At 63.6% G+C, this 15848-nt stretch carries 16 protein-coding genes and 2 pseudogenes; 3 read left to right on the plus strand and 15 right to left on the minus strand.

Going from position 1 to position 15848, the window contains the following annotated elements; all coding sequences use genetic code 11:
- The 13 genes and pseudogenes from Q7J44_RS22140 to Q7J44_RS22200 all read right to left on the minus strand — a co-directional run.
- Positions 1-214: pseudogene (locus Q7J44_RS22140) on the minus strand (hypothetical protein); the annotation flags it as partial.
- Between the two features lies 1 nt (position 215).
- Positions 216-1118 (minus strand): LysR family transcriptional regulator, encoded by a 903-nt coding sequence (locus Q7J44_RS22145; protein ID WP_304883251.1) that lies wholly within the window; start codon positions 1116-1118, stop codon positions 216-218.
- 292 nt (positions 1119-1410) lie between these two features.
- On the minus strand, positions 1411-1737 hold the full coding sequence (locus Q7J44_RS22150; protein WP_370693064.1) for a DUF1403 family protein: 327 nt from the start codon (positions 1735-1737) through the stop codon (positions 1411-1413).
- Positions 1738-2382: 645 nt separating this feature from the next.
- Entirely contained in the window at positions 2383-3078 is a 696-nt protein-coding gene (locus Q7J44_RS22155) for a ribulose-phosphate 3-epimerase (RefSeq protein ID WP_304883252.1), read from the minus strand.
- A gap of 1 nt (position 3079) precedes the next feature.
- Positions 3080-3877, minus strand: coding sequence for an alpha/beta fold hydrolase (locus tag Q7J44_RS22160; RefSeq protein WP_304883253.1), 798 nt, complete (start codon positions 3875-3877; stop codon positions 3080-3082).
- Positions 3874-4698 (minus strand): sugar phosphate isomerase/epimerase, encoded by an 825-nt coding sequence (locus Q7J44_RS22165; RefSeq protein ID WP_304883254.1) that lies wholly within the window; start codon positions 4696-4698, stop codon positions 3874-3876. The genes Q7J44_RS22160 and Q7J44_RS22165 overlap by 4 nt, the downstream gene beginning before the upstream one ends.
- Entirely contained in the window at positions 4698-5780 is a 1083-nt protein-coding gene (locus Q7J44_RS22170) for a Gfo/Idh/MocA family protein (RefSeq protein WP_304883255.1), read from the minus strand. Before Q7J44_RS22170 ends, Q7J44_RS22165 begins: the two co-directional genes overlap by 1 nt.
- 1 nt (position 5781) lies before the next feature.
- Positions 5782-7020 carry a class II D-tagatose-bisphosphate aldolase non-catalytic subunit gene (locus Q7J44_RS22175; protein ID WP_304883256.1) on the minus strand — a complete coding sequence of 413 codons (1239 nt, stop codon included), beginning with the start codon at positions 7018-7020 and terminating at the stop codon, positions 5782-5784.
- Positions 7017-7967, minus strand: coding sequence for a sugar kinase (locus Q7J44_RS22180; RefSeq protein ID WP_304883257.1), 951 nt, complete (start codon positions 7965-7967; stop codon positions 7017-7019). Before Q7J44_RS22180 ends, Q7J44_RS22175 begins: the two co-directional genes overlap by 4 nt.
- A gap of 4 nt (positions 7968-7971) precedes the next feature.
- Positions 7972-8727 carry an ATP-binding cassette domain-containing protein gene (locus Q7J44_RS22185; protein ID WP_304883258.1) on the minus strand — a complete coding sequence of 252 codons (756 nt, stop codon included), beginning with the start codon at positions 8725-8727 and terminating at the stop codon, positions 7972-7974.
- Complete coding sequence (locus Q7J44_RS22190; protein ID WP_370693065.1) at positions 8720-9691, minus strand: ribose ABC transporter; 972 nt, start codon at positions 9689-9691, stop codon at positions 8720-8722. Before Q7J44_RS22190 ends, Q7J44_RS22185 begins: the two co-directional genes overlap by 8 nt.
- A 186-nt stretch (positions 9692-9877) precedes the next feature.
- Positions 9878-10864 carry an ABC transporter substrate-binding protein gene (locus tag Q7J44_RS22195; RefSeq protein ID WP_304883259.1) on the minus strand — a complete coding sequence of 329 codons (987 nt, stop codon included), beginning with the start codon at positions 10862-10864 and terminating at the stop codon, positions 9878-9880.
- 147 nt (positions 10865-11011) lie between these two features.
- On the minus strand, positions 11012-11911 hold the full coding sequence (locus Q7J44_RS22200; protein WP_304883265.1) for a sugar-binding transcriptional regulator: 900 nt from the start codon (positions 11909-11911) through the stop codon (positions 11012-11014).
- Positions 11912-12095: 184 nt separating this feature from the next.
- Between Q7J44_RS22200 and Q7J44_RS22205 the strand changes: the two genes are divergently transcribed.
- Both Q7J44_RS22205 and Q7J44_RS22210 read left to right on the plus strand, forming a co-directional pair.
- A complete protein-coding gene (locus tag Q7J44_RS22205; RefSeq protein WP_304883260.1) occupies positions 12096-12995 on the plus strand; it encodes a tagatose-bisphosphate aldolase in 900 nt (299 codons plus the stop codon).
- Between the two features lie 4 nt (positions 12996-12999).
- The gene (locus Q7J44_RS22210; protein WP_304883261.1) at positions 13000-14394 is read left to right on the plus strand and encodes an ROK family protein; all 1395 of its coding nucleotides are present in this window, start codon (positions 13000-13002) and stop codon (positions 14392-14394) included.
- Positions 14395-14606: 212 nt separating this feature from the next.
- On the opposite strand, the pseudogene Q7J44_RS22215 reads toward Q7J44_RS22210, so the two are convergent.
- Both Q7J44_RS22215 and Q7J44_RS22220 read right to left on the minus strand, forming a co-directional pair.
- Positions 14607-14959: pseudogene (locus tag Q7J44_RS22215) on the minus strand (transposase); the annotation flags it as partial.
- Between the two features lie 182 nt (positions 14960-15141).
- Positions 15142-15378, minus strand: a complete 237-nt coding sequence (locus Q7J44_RS22220) for a hypothetical protein (RefSeq protein WP_304883262.1) — start codon at positions 15376-15378, stop codon at positions 15142-15144.
- Between the two features lie 143 nt (positions 15379-15521).
- Here Q7J44_RS22220 and Q7J44_RS22225 point away from each other — a divergent pair.
- The coding region (locus tag Q7J44_RS22225) for a hypothetical protein (protein WP_304883263.1) at positions 15522-15848 on the plus strand (327 nt) is incomplete at its 3' end.

Raw genomic sequence — 15848 nt, forward strand, 5'->3', positions numbered from 1 at the left:
CAATGCTCAGCCCCGGCCGCGCAACGCTTAACCCATGGCCGCGCTTGTCATGCCGCAGGATACCCCAACCTACGGGCAAGCGCGCGCAAACCCGGTCCCAGACCCGCAGATCGGTGCCCAGCGAATTGCCGAACACCAGCAACGGGGCAGTTCCTTGGGCCGGGCGATAGCCATAATGCACGCCATCCAGCGCGCTGAATGCCTCGGTCGTCATCTTACGGTCCTTCCATCGAAAACGTCTCTATGCTGGCCAGAAACAGGTTCAGCGGCGGGCTTTCCCTGTCGGCCCGGTAAATGAGGGCAATCGGTGCCGTCTTGGTGGTGCCGCGCAGCGGGCGGTAGGCCACGCCCGGCAACACCGCGCGCCGCATCGCCTCGGGCACAATCGCCGCGCCAAGCCCCGCACCGACCAGCGACACAATGGCCGCAAACTGCGGTGCCCGGTGCACTATGTTCGGCGTCACCCCCGCCTCGGCCCAGGCCGCATGCGCCGCCGCCGAAAACCCGGTGTTCGGGGGCAGATGGGTCGCAATGAAATCGGCACCGTCCAGATCGGACAGGCTCACCTCATCCTCACCCGCAAGCGGGTGGCTTTCGGGCAGTGCAATCCATAACGCCTCATGGTGCAGGGTGCGCGCCACCACATCGGGCGGAATATCCGGATAGGGCAGCCGCACCAGACCCACATCCAGGTTGCCGGCAGCCACTTCGGGGAACTGGCGGTCCAGATCCATCATCATCAGCCGCAGATCAATCTGCGACGCGCGGCTGCGGAAATCGGCCAGAATACGGCTGAGCACGCCATTGAACGCCACCGCACCGACATAGCCCAACGACAGCTCGCCCAATATCCCCCGCCCGGCCCGCAGTGCCACATCCTCGGCCCGCCGGGCATGGCGCACCACCGCGCGCGCATCAGGCAGAATAAGCGCCCCCGCGGGCGAGATCGAAACCCGGCGCCGCGTTCGGTCAAACAGCAGCGCGCCGACAATTTCTTCCATTTGCTTCAGATGCTGGGTAAGCTGCGGCTGCGACACCCCAAGCCGCAGTGCAGCCCGCCCGAAATGCAGCTCTTCTGCCAGAACGCACAGCAACTCGTAATGCTTCAGCGTCAGCAATACATTCCCCTTACAAATCAATCGGCGGTTTGGATCAGAAAAAATGATAAGCCGCAGCCCGACGAAATGCAACAGTTTCCACCACCCGCTGCCTGCCGCCTGAATTCCGCGCGCCCTGTGGCACACGGCACGCCAACCGATGCCTCCCCTCCAGATCTGCCCGGATCAGGCACTCCGGCCGGTCATCGCCCGCAGAGCCCTGCGTCAGATGGTCGAGCGTGATGACCATGCTTTCCATCTCGGCAATCCTGCGTCGCGACCCACATCCGCCGCCTCGATGGCACCCGCCCTGTCAGTTCACGCAAGGCCCCAAACGCGACCAGACGGCCAGACAACGGCCGCGCCGCATGTCCGACAGGATCAGCACCAGCGCCGCAGCAGCGACGGCGTCTCGGGTCAGAAACATCTCTAGCGCCTGCCCCGCACCCTTTGCCTGCAGCTTGGGTGCAACCGCCCGGCAGCAGGCCAACCGCAACGCCGCGCCGACGAGGTGCAGATCACACGATTTCAGCCCCGTCGCCAGCGACGGTACCAGATGGGACCGACCCAAAGCATGTGCCAGCACCGCATCGCCTAGAATAAGCGCTGTTGTTGCCGCACGCGGGCTGAGCGGCAGCACGGGCGACCGGGGTGCAGTGGGGTCCAGATTTCGGTAGCGGGGCGGTCCCAGTCAAGCCATTTTGAGCATGCGGCATGAGACGCCCAAGGGCAGCTTTAGGCTTTTGATCGGCTTGAGCCGCCCTGCCTTCACTTAGCCGCCGTCTGAAGTTGCCCGGGTGCATGCTTCTGTCCAGGGTCGGTGCCCTGGACGCCAACAGGATGCTGGTTCAATGCAATTCCGATGTGCCCATCTCATTGGCGTGCTCCGTGTTGCGGACAACAGTCTGGACCAAGGCATCATCGGAACCGCGTCCCTGGGGGGACCTCGAAGGCCTGCGATTAGGCAAGCAACGGTTGGTGAGCCTGTTGGTCAGGCCACATGTGGCGCTGGACCATCAGAGCGGCAGTCGGCGTCTTCTATCCACACCCAGAATGGGAAGCGCAGAAGGATGAAGTGGTCGCCAAAACGAGCTCACCGCGTTGCCGTCACAAGGGCCGCTGTTCTCGACGGTCGGCTGAACGTCGCAAACAGAAAACGCATCGCATGACCCCATGTTTGTCCACTCCCTCCGGACTGCCCGGGATCAGTCTTATGATCGGCGAGACACTGTCTGACATGCTGCGGAACAGGTGAAGACGCTACCCGCTCCGGGCAGATCCGGCGTCACATCCCCCGCAGCCAGTTCATACGTGCCGCAAGATCCGGGGAACCAAAGGCGAGGGAGCCCAGCACCACGGTTTGTGCCCCCGCTGCGCGCAGCAGCGGAACCGTGGTGTCACGTATGCCCCCATCCGCCGCCAGCACGATCCGGCGACCCGAGGCGGCGATCAGGCCCGCCGCCTCACGCAGGCGGTCGCCTGCGGTGGGGGCAAGTCCCTGCCCTTTCACACCAATCGCGGTGCCCAGCAGTGTCAGAAACTCCAGCCGTGGCAACCAGCGGGCGGCTTCGGCCACCGGGGTTTCCACCCGCAACACCATGCCTGCCGCCAGCCCGCGCTCTGCGATCATCGCCAGCGCCTCATCTGCCACGCAGGCGTTCTCGACATGCAGGCTGATCAAATCGGCCCCCGCATCGGCAAACTGTTCGATCTGGCTCAGGATCACCGCATCCGCGCACATCAGATGGATGTGGATCGGCAGAGCGGTCTGATCGCGCAGGCGGGCCACCAGATCGGGGAAGAACAGCAGTGCGGGCGCGAAATGCCCGTCCGCCACATCGACATGCAGGATGTCGGCATGCGGCGTGATACGGGCCAGGTCATCGGCCAGCCGGGTCAGATCAGCCGACCACATCGAGAATTCGGCGATCAGGTGGCTTTGCGGCAGATCGCCGATCCAGCCGGGGATGGGGCGGGGCATATCAGAACTCCTTCAGAAAGTCGGTGAGGGCGGCGTGGAGAGCGGCAAGATGCGCAGGTTTGTCAGCGCCTTTGGGCGGAAGGTCCACCAACCGCGCATGGGGGATCAGCGCGGCAAGGGCGTTGGCGTGGGCCATTGGATGAATGGCATCCGCCCCGGTGCCGCAGATCAGCACGGGAATGGCAAGGCCTGCCAGATCGCCCACCGTCACCCCCGGTCCATCGGCCGAAATCGCCATGAGCAATCGGGCCGTATCGGCCTGCGGTTCGCGGGCAAAGAACCCGGTCAGCGATGCAAGGTTGTCCGGCGATGTTTCGGCCAGCCTCCGGGCCGTTTCGCCCGCCATGAAGGCCGCACGGGCCTGCATGGCGGGCAGGGCGGCCAGCAGCCGGCCAACCTCGGCGTTGGGCCGCATGTTGGGCGGGGCGGCCTCTGTCACCCATGCCGGCCGGATCAGGCACAGCCCGCGCACCAGACCGGGGCGGGTGACGGCCAGCCGAAGGGCAATCGCGGCTCCCATGGAAATCCCGCCGATGACCAGCGGTGGGTCCAGACTTTCGATCAGCGCCGCCAGATCATCGGCAAAAGCGGCAATCGACAGCGGACCGGCGATATCCGACGCGCCATGGCCCCGGCACTCCAGCGTGAGGCGGCGAAAGCGCGGGTCTGGCGGAAACGCCTCGGTCGTCTGACGGGCATCGCCGCCAAGGCCGTGCTGGAACACCACCGGAAGCCCCGGCCCGCCGGAATCATGCAGAGCCAGGCTTGCACCGTTGATCTTGACCCGTTGCGGGGTCATTGGCGGGTCAGGTCGCGCAGGAAACCGGCGACGGCCGGGGCCTCGGCGGCGGTCAGGCCATGGGTTACCAGATCCCCCTCGAAGCCAACGCGGCGCAGGCAGCCGATGAAATGCGCGAAATCCACCACGCCCTGCCCTGCCGTGGCAAAACCGCCCCTCGGGTCACGGTCTTTGGCATGGGCCATCGCGATCCGGTCGGCAAGCAGATCCACCGCTGTCTCGATGATGCGGCGGCGGTCAGCATCGCGGGCGACCTCGAACAGGTTGGCAGGGTCCAGCACAATCGCCAGCGCGGAGCTTTGCAGCGTGTCGAGCAGGCTACGGGCGCGGGCAGCGCCATCGACGACATTGGCCAGCTCCGGCTCGATTCCCAGCTGGACGCCCTGCGCTTCGGCCAGCACCACGGCCTTCTCCATCTCTGCCAGCAGGTCGCGCCACGCCCCGGGCGATGCGTTGTCCGGGTGGCCCAGCCACTGATCGGCTGCATCACGCGTGCCGGTGCAAAGCGTGACCATTCCCGTGCCCATGGCCTTCGCAGACGCCAGCAGGACACCAAGCCGCCGCAGGCCCGCCGCACGCACCGCCGGATCGGGGTGGATCATGTTATAGGTGCCCGACACGGCCGCAATGCCCACGCCATGGAGGGCCGCTGCATCGGCCACGGCCTGCGCCACCGCGGGTGCCAGCACATCGGGCATCGCCGCAAGGCCGGAACAGGCCATGTTGTACTGCACCGCGTCAAAACCCGCCGCTTTCGCCGCCGCCAGCACGGTTGCCGGATCATCCCCCGGAAAGGTTTTGGCAAAAATCCCCAGCCGCATCACAGCGACCCCGATACATCGGCCAGCCGCACTGGCTGCCCGCTGCGTGCCGATTGCGCGATGGCAACCATCGCACGGACCGATGCGATGCCATCTTCCAGATCGGCCCCGCCAGTGCCTTGCCCCGTCAACACGGTTTGCGCAAAACCTTCAACCTGCCGCCGGTAGAAATGCCCGTCCGCCCCCAGAACGCGGCGGGTGGCGCCATCGGATTCGTGGAAAATATCGACCTCCGAGGTTTTGTAATACCAGGGGTTGTAGGTCTTCCCCAACACCGACCCGCCTGCGCCGTAAATCTGGAAACCTTCGTGCCAGTCCATCCGCACGGCAACCGTAAGGTCCAGATGCCCGAGAACGCCGCTGGCAAATTCCACATCCACGAACCAGCAGTGCATGCCGCCGCGCTTTGAAAGCCGCGCATCCACCGCCACCAGTTCACCCGCGAAATAGCGGGCTGTATCAACCAGATGGCTGCCATGCGCCAGCATGTAATAGCGGTCAAGATCGGCTTTGGGATTGCCCGCGGGCTTGCGCGCCTGCGCCGAAGCCACCATCAACGGTTGCACCGCGTCGGTCATCGGATAGCGGTGGGTGCTGTCGCAATACCATGCCTTCAGTGCCACCATCTCACCCATGCCGCCTGCCGGGCCACCGTCGATGAAGGCCTTCGCAGCTTGCAGCCCCGCGTCATAGCGCTTCATATGCCCGACCTGAAGGACCAGCCCACCCGCTGCACCGCGCAGCGATTCCGCTTCCTCGATCCCGGTCGCCAGCGGCTTTTCGCACAGCACATGCTTGCCCGCCTCCAACGCGCGTCTGGCGGCGGCAACGTGAAAAGCGTCAGACGTGGCGATGATCACCGCTTCCAGATCAGGATCGGCGAGCATCGCATCATAGTCGGCAAAGCTGCGGCGCGGTGCGTGGGTCGCGGCCATCCGGTCCCGCAGATCGTCAGCCACATCGCAGATGGCATAAAGCTCGGCGTTGCGCGCCTTGGTGCAGGATTCGAAATGTGCCGCCTGCGCGATGGGGCCGCAGCCCAATACACCAACCCTCAGCAACCGTTCGTCTTTTTTCGGCATTTCATCCCCCCGTCGCGTTGCGGTATTTCATCACAACCGCACCGACCATGCGGGCGATCACCTGTTCGGGCAGATGTGCGGGGTCATGCATCTGCACAAGGCCCCCCGTCACCTGCGCCACCAGCCCCGGTTCGGGGGATGCCTGACGGATGTTGGAAAACAGGCGCTCCAGCGCCGCCCGGACTGCCGGATCAGGCCAGTAATAGCGCACCCGGTCCGACAGACCGAAGATCATCATTGCCTGTTGCCGCGCGCCCCCGGCGACATAGGCCCGCCACTGGGTGGGGTCGTCGTGCATCACCTGCCGCAGAGTGGCCTGAAGGTGCGAAGGCTGGACGGGGGCCAGCATGTGTTCCAGCTGTTCCAGCGCCATGACAGCCTGACGGAAGGCAAAGGTCAGTTCCGGCCCCACTTTGAGAATGGCGAAATGGCCCTGAACCAGGGCAGTCAGCGCAGGTTCTGTCTGGTAGTCCGTGGAATGCGCCTCATACACCCGCCCGGCCGGGACTGCAGCGATCAGCGCCGCGGCCTTGGCCGGATCATAGGCGAAAATCTGGCGGTTGCCGAAGTCCACCCCCGGCTGCACCACCAGCCCGATCACCCGCGCAAATCCATCGCTCAGGCCGCGCGCAGCGAAAGCGTCGCGGTGCAACTCATAGGTGAGGGTCGCCGCTGCGGGCGTTGTGACGGCGAGCGCATCCAAGAGCGCGGTCTCTCCGCCCGGCACGGGCACTTCGGTGCCGATGATGTAGTGCAGCGGGTCAGTCGCCACACTCTCTGCCACCGCACAAAGGTCAGCGGCGCGCGCGGCCATCGTCGTCTCGTCCAGCGTGGTATCGTCGGCGCAGCGCATCGACGCGTCGAGGTGGATCTTGGTGTAGCCTGCCGCCACATAGGCGCCAACCATGGCGCGCGCCTTGTCCATGGCCTGACCTGCGGGTTCATTTTTCCACGGATTCGGCCCCAGATGGTCGCCGCCCAGGATCAGCCGTGCGGGGTCAATTCCCTGTGCCGTGGCGATGTCTTCGACGAAGCGGCGGAACGCCGCCGGGGTCATGCCGGTATAGCCGCCGAACTGGTTGACCTGATTGCAGGTCGCCTCGATCAGGATCGGGCTATCGTCATCACGATAGCAGCCAAAGATTGCAGCCAGAGTCTCCGGATGCGCGGTGCAATAGGACGGGATAGCGACAGCTTCGCCCGCCCGGTTGCGCGCCACGATATCGGCAAGAACGCTCATGCCATACGTTCCAGAAAAGTCGTGATGGTGGCCAGATCGCTGTTGCCCTCCATCGGCCCCAGACGGCCAACCGCCAGCGCCCCTGCGGCATTGGCATGGCGCAACGCCACCGCCATATCCTGGCCGTGGGCCAGCTGCGTGACCAGCGTGGCGCAAAAGCAATCGCCCGCGCCGGTCGGGTCCACCACCGGCACGGCATGGCCCGGCAGGTCAACGATCCGCCCGCCGCCATCCATCGCAATCGCCCCTGCAGCGCCGCGCTTCAGCGCGACAACCCGTGCCCCAGCATCAATCAGCCCCGGCGCCCAGTCAGTGAACCCGCCGTCGAACAGCAGATCCGCGTCAGCATCCGAAGGCAGCACGAAGTCCGCCATCCCGATCAGTTCCCGCACCACAGCCAGATAGGCCGCATCATTCATCAGTTCGGTGCGGATGTTCGGATCAACCGATATCGCCACGTCCGCCGCCTTCAGGCTGCGGCATATTTCCAGTGCCCGGCTACGCATTTCCGGATCACCAAGGGTCGAGCCGGAAATGTGCAGAACCTCTACCCCAGCCGCCAGGAACTTTGCCACGGCCGCCGCCCCGGCGGGGAAATGCGATGCGGCGGACCGGGCGATATTGAACACAAAATCCCGGCTGCCATCGCTGTTATAGCTGACGAAAGCTGATCCGGTCGGCACCCCGGGCACGACCTCAATCATCGCGCGGGACACACCCGATGCGACCAGACGGTCACGCAGAACCACGCCAAAGGCATCATCACCCACTGCACCGGCAAACACCGCCCGCGCACCAACGCGGGCCGCCTGATCAATGAAGATGCCCGGCGCGCCGCTGGGAAACGGGCCGGTGTAGGACCCGGCCCGCAGATGGTGCCCGTCCAGACCGTCGCAGATGAACTCCACCAGCAGCTCGCCAAGCGAGCCGATCACCGGACCCCGCATCAGATCAACCGCCGACCATCAGCTTGACCACCTCGTCATGTGTCGTATCTGCGATGCGGCGTTCCCCCGCCTGCACGCCACGCCGCAGCACCACGATCCGGTCACTGACCGCGAAGATGTCTTGCAGGTTGTGGCTGATGAAGATCACGCCGCGCCCCTGCGCCTTGAGCTGGTGGATCAGGCTGATCACCTTGCGCTGTTCGGGCACGCCCAAAGCTGCTGTCGGCTCATCCATGATCAGGATCTGCGCGTTCCAGTAAACGGCCCGCCCGATGGCAACCGCCTGCCGCTGACCGCCCGAGAAGTTGGACACGGGCGCATCCATCCGCGACACATGAAAATCCAGCAAGGCCATGGTGGATTTCGCGGCATCGGCCATTTTCTTGCGATCCAGCACCGGCAGAAAGCCAAAGGCTTTGCGCATCGGTTCGCGGCCGAGAAAGATGTTCGCACCAATGCTCAGATTGTCGGCCAGCGCCAGATCCTGATAGATCGTCTCGATCCCCTTTTCGCGCGCCTCTTGCGGGGCAGCGAAGGAAACCGGCTCGCCACGCAGCAAGATCTCACCGCTGGATGGTTTGTAGACGCCGGAAATCGCCTTGATCAACGTGGTTTTTCCCGCGCCATTGTCACCGGCCAAAGCCACCACTTCGCCCGCGCGCACCATCATCGACAGATCTTTCAGCGCCTGCACCGGGCCGAAGTTCTTGGACAGATTGCGCACCTCCAGCAGAGGGTCGCCGATTTTGACATCATTCACTTTGACGCCCTCCGCTGAAACGCCGTTGCGCCTGGTCGATCAGGACCGATATGATGATGACCACGCCCACACTGATGAACTGCCAGAACGGGGCGACGTTGATGAACACCAGCCCATACTGGATGACGGCGATCACGAAAGCCCCGGCGACGGTGCCCAATATGGTGCCCGATCCGCCAAACAGGCTCGCACCACCGATTACCACGGCTGCAACGGAATCCAGCAGCAGGGGTTCACCCGCCTGCGCTGCCCCGGCGCTGAAGCGCGCGGCGTAAAGAAACCCCGCAAGGCCCGCGCACATACCCGACAGGATATAGAGTTTCAGGATATGCGACTTGATGTTGATGCCCGCGCGCCGCGCAGCCTGTTCGTTGGCACCGATGGCATAGTTGTGCTGGCCGAACCGGGTCTGGCTCAGGATGTAATGCATGATGATCACAAACACCGCCGCCACAATCACCACGTAAGGAATGTTGTAAATCCGGCCGTTGCCGAGGGTAGAGAAAAAGCTGTTGCTGACCGGCACCGTCGTGCCACCCGCCAGCAGAAACGCCACTCCGCGCGCCACGCCGAACATGCCAAGCGTGCCGATGAACGGCGGCACCCTGAGGCGTGACACCAGAAGGCCGTTCACAGTGCCCGGAATGGCCGCGACCAGAATTGCCGCCAGGGCCCCGGTCAGCACCGCGAACGGAAGCGGCATCAACGGGTTGGCCCAGCCGATGACATGGGCTGCAACAACCGCCGCAAGCCCCATGATGAACCCCATCGACAGGTCGATCCCGCCAGAGATGATCACAAAGGTCTGTCCGGTTGCCAGCAGCAGCGGCGCAACAGCGAAAATGGCGATGGCCTGTATGTTGTAGGGGTTCAGAATGAAGCTGCCGCCAAAGCTTGCGCGCGACCAGATCTCGAAACCGGCAATCAGCGCAGCGAGGAACAGCCAGGCGCGCAGATCGGCAATACGCTGAAAAACGCTGCGGGCGGCGTCGGCATGGTCGGCCTGCGGCGCGGTCCGACGGACCCGGGGGCGGAGGTGTAGGTGTCATGTGATGGTTCCTGTAATCTCGACGCCGTGGCGTCCGACCGGGCAGGGGCCGGCCTGGCAAGGGCGGCATCCGGACATGCGCCGGGTGCCGCCGGGATCACATCAGTCAGAATAGACGTATTTCGCGATTTCAGGATCGTCGATATTGTCCTTGTCCATAATGGTAAAGCCGGTGCCGATCGACACGGGAATCGATTGGCCGGTCAGGTGCGCATAGGCCGACACCACGCCGTAATAGCCGATTTCCGCCGGATGCTGCGCGATGGCCACATCGACCAGGCCGGTCTTGATATTGTCGACAATGCTGGTCGGCGCGTCAAAGGCAACGACCTTTACGTTGCCGGTCTGGCCCGCCTGCGACACACCATTGGCTGCGCCGAGGGCCGAAAACAGATTGGCCCCGAACACGCCTTTCAGGTCGTTATTGCGGGCAAACACCGCCTGCAACTGCGACGCGGCGTTGTTGGCGTCATTCTCGTTGAACTGGGTTTCCAGCACTTCAACCCCGGTGAAGTTTTCGGCCATTTCCAGCTTGAAGCCTTCTTCGCGCTGGTCGGTTGTCGAAATTCCGGGGTTCACGTTGGACACATAAACCTTACCCGATCCGCCAATGGCATTGGCCAGTGCGCGTGCGGCCATGCGGCCGCCCAGAACGTTGTCAGAGGCGATATAGGCCAGCGGGAAATCGGCGTCACCGGCCCCGGTCTGATACACACCCGATCCGATGAACGTATCGACCGTGATCACCGGAATGCCTGCTTCATGTGCCTTGCGCAGCGGTTCAACCAGCTGAACAGTATCCGTCGGCGCGATCAGGATCGCATCCGGCGCGCGGGCAATCACGGCGTCCAGCACCGGCACCTGGGTGACAGGGTTGAAATCCGGCGCGCCCTGAAACACCAGTTCCACGCCAAGCGCATCCGCGGCGGCCTGCGCACCTTTTTGCATGGTGATGTAGAACGCATCGGTGGTCAGGCCCGGCACGAGAGCGATGGTAAAGTCATTGTCCTGCGCATGGGCGGCCCCCATGCCGAGAGTCAGGGACAGCGCAACTGCACTTGCAGCCCCCAGAAGTGAACGGCGATTCATGTTATTCCTCCCTGTGAAAACCGTCCGCGCCCCCTCCAGGACGCTGACGATACCGCTGATCGGTAGGACAATAACACGACCCGAAAACGTTTTCTGTCAAGTGCAATTCGTTTCTGCAATAGATTTCGCAGAATGCTGCGCTGCGGCTCAGACCCCTTGCCGGTCCAGTTCTGCCAGGATCGCGCCTGCCGTCCGCAGATCAGTGACCAGTGCCGTGATCAGTCCGGCCCGCGCAGCACCGATGATCGGCACCGCTTTCGCCTCGCCTGTCGCCACACCAATGCTCAGCTTTGCCGCCCGCAGTTGTGCCGGTGACACGGCAATCAGCCGCGCTTCGCCTTCCCAGACAATCAGGTTGCCCGCCGTGTCGAAATAGTGCCGGATCACGTCCCCCGCCGCACCGACCAGCAACTGCTCGCTGGCCGTTGCCACACTGGCTTCGGGGGCGTTCAACGCATGGGGAAGACCGACGCCGACGATGGCCACGTCGATCTTGTCCCACAGCGCCACCGATTCCCTGATTGCAGGATCGGCCAGAAAGCTGGGCCGCGCCTCGGCAGAGGGCAGGTAGGGCGCGTGGACGAAATAGGGCACGCCGCCCAGACTGTCGGCCGCGATGCGCACAAATTCGTTGATCTGGAAATGCGCGGCCTGCTGCTGCAACCCGCCCGTTGCCGGCACCACCAGCACCCCCGGAATCTGCGGCAGCCCGGTTTCCATCACGGTGCGAATCGCCCGTCCCCACCCCACCGCCAGCACTGATCCCGGCCCCAGCCCTTCTGCCCGGATCATCGCACCCAGCGGTGACGCCAGCGCCATTCCTGCATTGGCCGCAGGCGCATCGATCACCTGCACCCGGCGCAGGCCTAGCCGTTCGGCCAACCGCTGACCGACGGTATCGGGGGCCACCAGATCGCGCACTTCAATGCGGACAATGCCTTCGGCGCGGGCGCGTTGCAGCAGGCGCGAGATGGTTGCAGTGGATACGCCAAGCTGTTTGGCAATCATCACCTGGCTGAGTTCCGCCTCGTAATGCAGCTTGGCCACCGTGTGCAACAGCGCTCGGGTTTCGGTGACATCGGGAATACCGGAAAGGGACAGGTTGCAATTCCTTTCTGCAATGTGTTACATCGACCGTGTAGTGAGGTTATCGCGCAATCGGACCCTTGACGCAATTATCATCTGCAAAATGGCTTCACGACCTCAAAATCAGCCCTGAAAAGGAAGCAGCATGGCCTTGATGACAACAGCCGAACGGCGCGGATACCAGCAGATTTGCGGCGTAAACGGCGCGATGATGGTCATCGCCTGCGACCAGCGCGGCGGAATGCGGTCCGTTCTGGCCGACACGCCCGAAGCGCAGAAGGCCATCACCAATGCGATGCTGGGTGAGACCAAAACCGATGTCGCCCGCTATCTGGCCCGTCATGCGGGGTGCGTGCTGTTCGACCCGCTGTGTGCCGTGCCCGCGATCGTGGACAAGGGCGAGTTGCACCGCGAGACCGCATTGCTGATCGGGCTGGACGCCTCCGGCTGGGCAGTCTCCCCCGAGGGCTACCGGATTTCGACACTGGTGCCGGGCATCACCGCGCGCCGGGTGCGCGAGTTGGGCGGGACGGGCGGCAAGATTATGGTCTACCTGCGGTCGGATACGCCTGCCGCAAACGTCGAAAATATCCAGACGCTGAAAGATGTTACTGCAGATTTTGCCGCCGAAGACCTGCTCCTGGTGGTGGAATTTCTGACCTATCAGCTGGAAGGGGAAAGCAAGGCCGATTACACCGCCCGGATTCCGTCGCTGATCGAAGGCGGCTCGCAGATCTGTCTCGACCTCGGGTCCAAACTGCTGAAGATCCCCTATCCGGGCACCCCCGAGGCCTGCGCCAACATCACTGCCATGTCGGGCGATGTCCCTTGGGCCGTGCTCTCGGCGGGTGTCGATCATGCCACGTTTATTGGTCAGGTGGAAACCGCCATGGCCAATGGCGCGTCCGGGGTGATTGCCGGGCGTTCACTTTGGAAAGACTGCATCTCGCTGGACCGCAGCGTGACCAGGGAACGGCTGGAAAGCATCGCCGTGCCGCGTCTGCGCGAATTGCAGGCGATCATCGCACGCCATTTTCCCGGCTGACGCCATGGCCCCTTGCGCAATCGGCATCGACATCGGTGGCACGCATCTGCGCGCTGCTGTGGTTTCTGCAGACGGCACGATCCTGCGCCGCGCCCGCATCAGCAGCAGCCGCGACCCTGCGGTGGTGCTGACGCGCTGCCTTGCGCTGATTGCCGATCTGCGGGGGCCGGATGTGTCAGCCATTGGCATCGGCGTTCCGGGTCAGGTGGATGCGGCAATGCGGGCCGTGCTGTCGGGTGGTTACGTCGATTTGTCAGGCTTTGATTTCGCCGGGTTGATAGAGGCGGATGCGCGCCTGCCCGTCACGCTGGAAAATGACGCCGCAATGGCTTTGCTGGGCGAGGCGGCCGTGGGCGCCGCCAAGGGCATCGCCCATGCGGTAATGCTGACCATTGGCACCGGTATCGGCGGAGCGGTGCTGGACGGCGGGCATCTGCTGCGCGGCAAAGGCATGGCAGGGCAGCTGGGCCATATCGTGGTTGATCCGCAAGGGCGGCCCTGTGTCTGCGGGCGCATCGGCTGTGTAGAGACCGTCAGTTCCGGCACCGCCTTCGGGGTGCATCTGGCCGAGGCTGGCCTGCCATCTGACACGCGCGCGCAGGATCTGCTGGACCGCAGCGATGATCCTACAGCTCAAGCCGTGTTGCGGAGGTGGGCCGGACCGCTGCGCGCCGCGATTGATACGTTGGTCGCGGTATGCAATCCACAGATGGTGGTGATCGGTGGCGGTGCCGGGGATGGCGCGGTGGCGGCGATGGCAAAATTTGCATCCCGTCCATCGTGGTTTTCAGCGCCTGTTGTGGCGGCGCAACTGGGCGATGATGCAGGCGTGGTGGGGGCGGCCTTTGCCGCGATGCGCAGCGCGAAACCCAAGCGGCTGGTGATGGTCAATGGCGTTCCGGCCAGCGGCAAAAGCGGTGTGGCGCGCGCGCTGGCAGACAGCACGGGTTGGCCGGTCCTGGCGCTCGACACGATCAAGGCTCCGTTCCTGATCGCGCTCGCCCCGGTGGACCGGCCCTTCAACCGCACGCTTGGACGCGCCAGCTATGACGCGATTTTCGATGTGATGCGCGACGCGCCCGCTGGCAGCACCTTTATTGTCGATGCGTGGTTTGGCTTTCAACCGGCCGAGGTGCTGACAGATGGCCTGACCCGTGCCGGTATCACGCAGGTCGCTGAAATCTGGTGCCACGCCCCGCCCGAAGTGATCGGCGCGCGCTACAGCGCCCGCGCTGCCAAACGCTTGCCCGGTCATCCGGGGGTAGAATACGTGCCGGAACTGGTCGCGCTCGCGGCGCGCGCGCGGCCCTCTGCTGTTGGCCCCGTCCTCGTGGTGGATACAACGACACCGCTGGACGCAACCAAACTCACCCGCTGGCTCCACAACCTCTGGCCCTGACCCTTGCAACAGCGCTGCGGTATTGCACAGGGTCGTGACAAGAGCGGATCCACCAGATCTGCCGCGTCGGACGCCACTTGCACTTACGGCGCTTGGCTGGCTACTATGTCAAATAATGCGCCGTCATCTGTTGGATTTTTCGGCCTGATAACCCTAACCGCAAACGTTTCCTTCAAGGCACTGTCCTTCGCTTCGATTTTGACCTTTCTCCGGCCCAGAACCTCGCGCAGCCTGTCGGTGTTGACGCTGATGGCAAAGATGACTGCGACGGACAAGATCCGCCCGCCCTGCCAAGCCTTGAGGTAGGTGGCGCCGATCCACAGATTAGGGCCAGTCGCCTTCGAAGGGCCGCTTCAGAAACGCCTCTACCTTGCCGTCGATCTCTTCGCACGGGCGGATCACCTTACTCTTGTTGATCCCAGACATGCCCATACCTTGACGAGGTCATCTGCGGATCGCATCGAGATGCCTTGGACATAGGCCTCTTGGGTCACCGCCGTCAGGGCTTATCCGCCATGCGCCGCGGTTCGAGGAAGCCTGGAAAGCCGCTGCCCTTCCGCAGTTTCTCGGACCCTTCTTTGGGCCCAAAGAGTGGCGCTGACTTCGCCTGCAGTGCCACTTGGCGTGGCAGCGGACAAAATCGATGATAACGAAGCTTGGTCTTGGTCACTGCATCAACCGACGTCGCTCCACCGTTTCAGCGTCTCACTCTGATCGCCCCGGTTTATGACCCCGTCCCGTGGCACTTCATTTCCCTGCTTCCAACGGCAGACGTGCCCTTCGGAGTAGCCCGTGACCTTTGCGGCCTCTGGCACACTCCATAATCTGCTCAAAAATATCGCCGGTCATTTCGGTCAAGTGCGGCGATATCTCCAGCCCTGCCTGCTGCCATAAGGCGGCCAGCGGCTTCACGTCTGACATGACCTGATTGTCACGCGCCTGCGCCTGCTGGGAAACATCTATCTGCATCTGCCAGACATCCATCGGCGTCCCGTCTCTTAGCCTTTCCACTTGCCTGGCGTCATGTGACCCCTCTGCGGCTGGCCGCGCGTCAAAGATCGAATGAAATCGCGGACCCGAACGGATCACGTTTACCCAAAAAAATTAACCACATCCGGGAACTCAACATGTTCAACGATGACTTCTTTACCCCAAGGACACCTATGCTGAATGAGATCGAGGTCACCCGCGCCTTGTCGCAAGGCGACCCGGAGGCGTATCTGGCGAAGGATGCGCTTGACCCGGTCATGGCGTCTTTCTTTGTGCAATACATGAAAGACCACGTGAACGAGCCATCCAAAGCGACCAACATAAAAGCTGCACGCTTCAGCGACTTTCTGGATCTGATGGAGCGCCTGAGCACCACACCTCCCAGCCCGGCCGAACTGGACGCAGCACCCTTGCTTGCAACCTGGTGCGCAGGTGTGATGGATCCAACACCACGCCTGTTCGGC

Source organism: Pseudotabrizicola sp. (genome assembly GCF_030656345.1).
Classification (GTDB): domain Bacteria; phylum Pseudomonadota; class Alphaproteobacteria; order Rhodobacterales; family Rhodobacteraceae; genus Pseudotabrizicola.

Excerpts from the sequence above, each read along its gene's own strand:
- Q7J44_RS22155 (WP_304883252.1), bottom strand. The coding sequence starts at position 3,078 with ATGCCCCGCCCCATCCCCGGCTGGATCGGCGATCTGCCGCAAAGCCAC.
- Q7J44_RS22160 (WP_304883253.1), bottom strand. The coding sequence starts at position 3,877 with ATGACCCCGCAACGGGTCAAGATCAACGGTGCAAGCCTGGCTCTGCAT.
- Q7J44_RS22165 (WP_304883254.1), bottom strand. The coding sequence starts at position 4,698 with ATGCGGCTGGGGATTTTTGCCAAAACCTTTCCGGGGGATGATCCGGCA.
- Q7J44_RS22170 (WP_304883255.1), bottom strand. The coding sequence starts at position 5,780 with ATGCCGAAAAAAGACGAACGGTTGCTGAGGGTTGGTGTATTGGGCTGC.
- Q7J44_RS22175 (WP_304883256.1), bottom strand. The coding sequence starts at position 7,020 with ATGAGCGTTCTTGCCGATATCGTGGCGCGCAACCGGGCGGGCGAAGCT.
- Q7J44_RS22180 (WP_304883257.1), bottom strand. The coding sequence starts at position 7,967 with ATGCGGGGTCCGGTGATCGGCTCGCTTGGCGAGCTGCTGGTGGAGTTC.
- Q7J44_RS22195 (WP_304883259.1), bottom strand. The coding sequence starts at position 10,864 with ATGAATCGCCGTTCACTTCTGGGGGCTGCAAGTGCAGTTGCGCTGTCC.
- Q7J44_RS22205 (WP_304883260.1), top strand. The coding sequence starts at position 12,096 with ATGGCCTTGATGACAACAGCCGAACGGCGCGGATACCAGCAGATTTGC.
- Q7J44_RS22210 (WP_304883261.1), top strand. The coding sequence starts at position 13,000 with ATGGCCCCTTGCGCAATCGGCATCGACATCGGTGGCACGCATCTGCGC.
- Q7J44_RS22220 (WP_304883262.1), bottom strand. The coding sequence starts at position 15,378 with ATGGATGTCTGGCAGATGCAGATAGATGTTTCCCAGCAGGCGCAGGCG.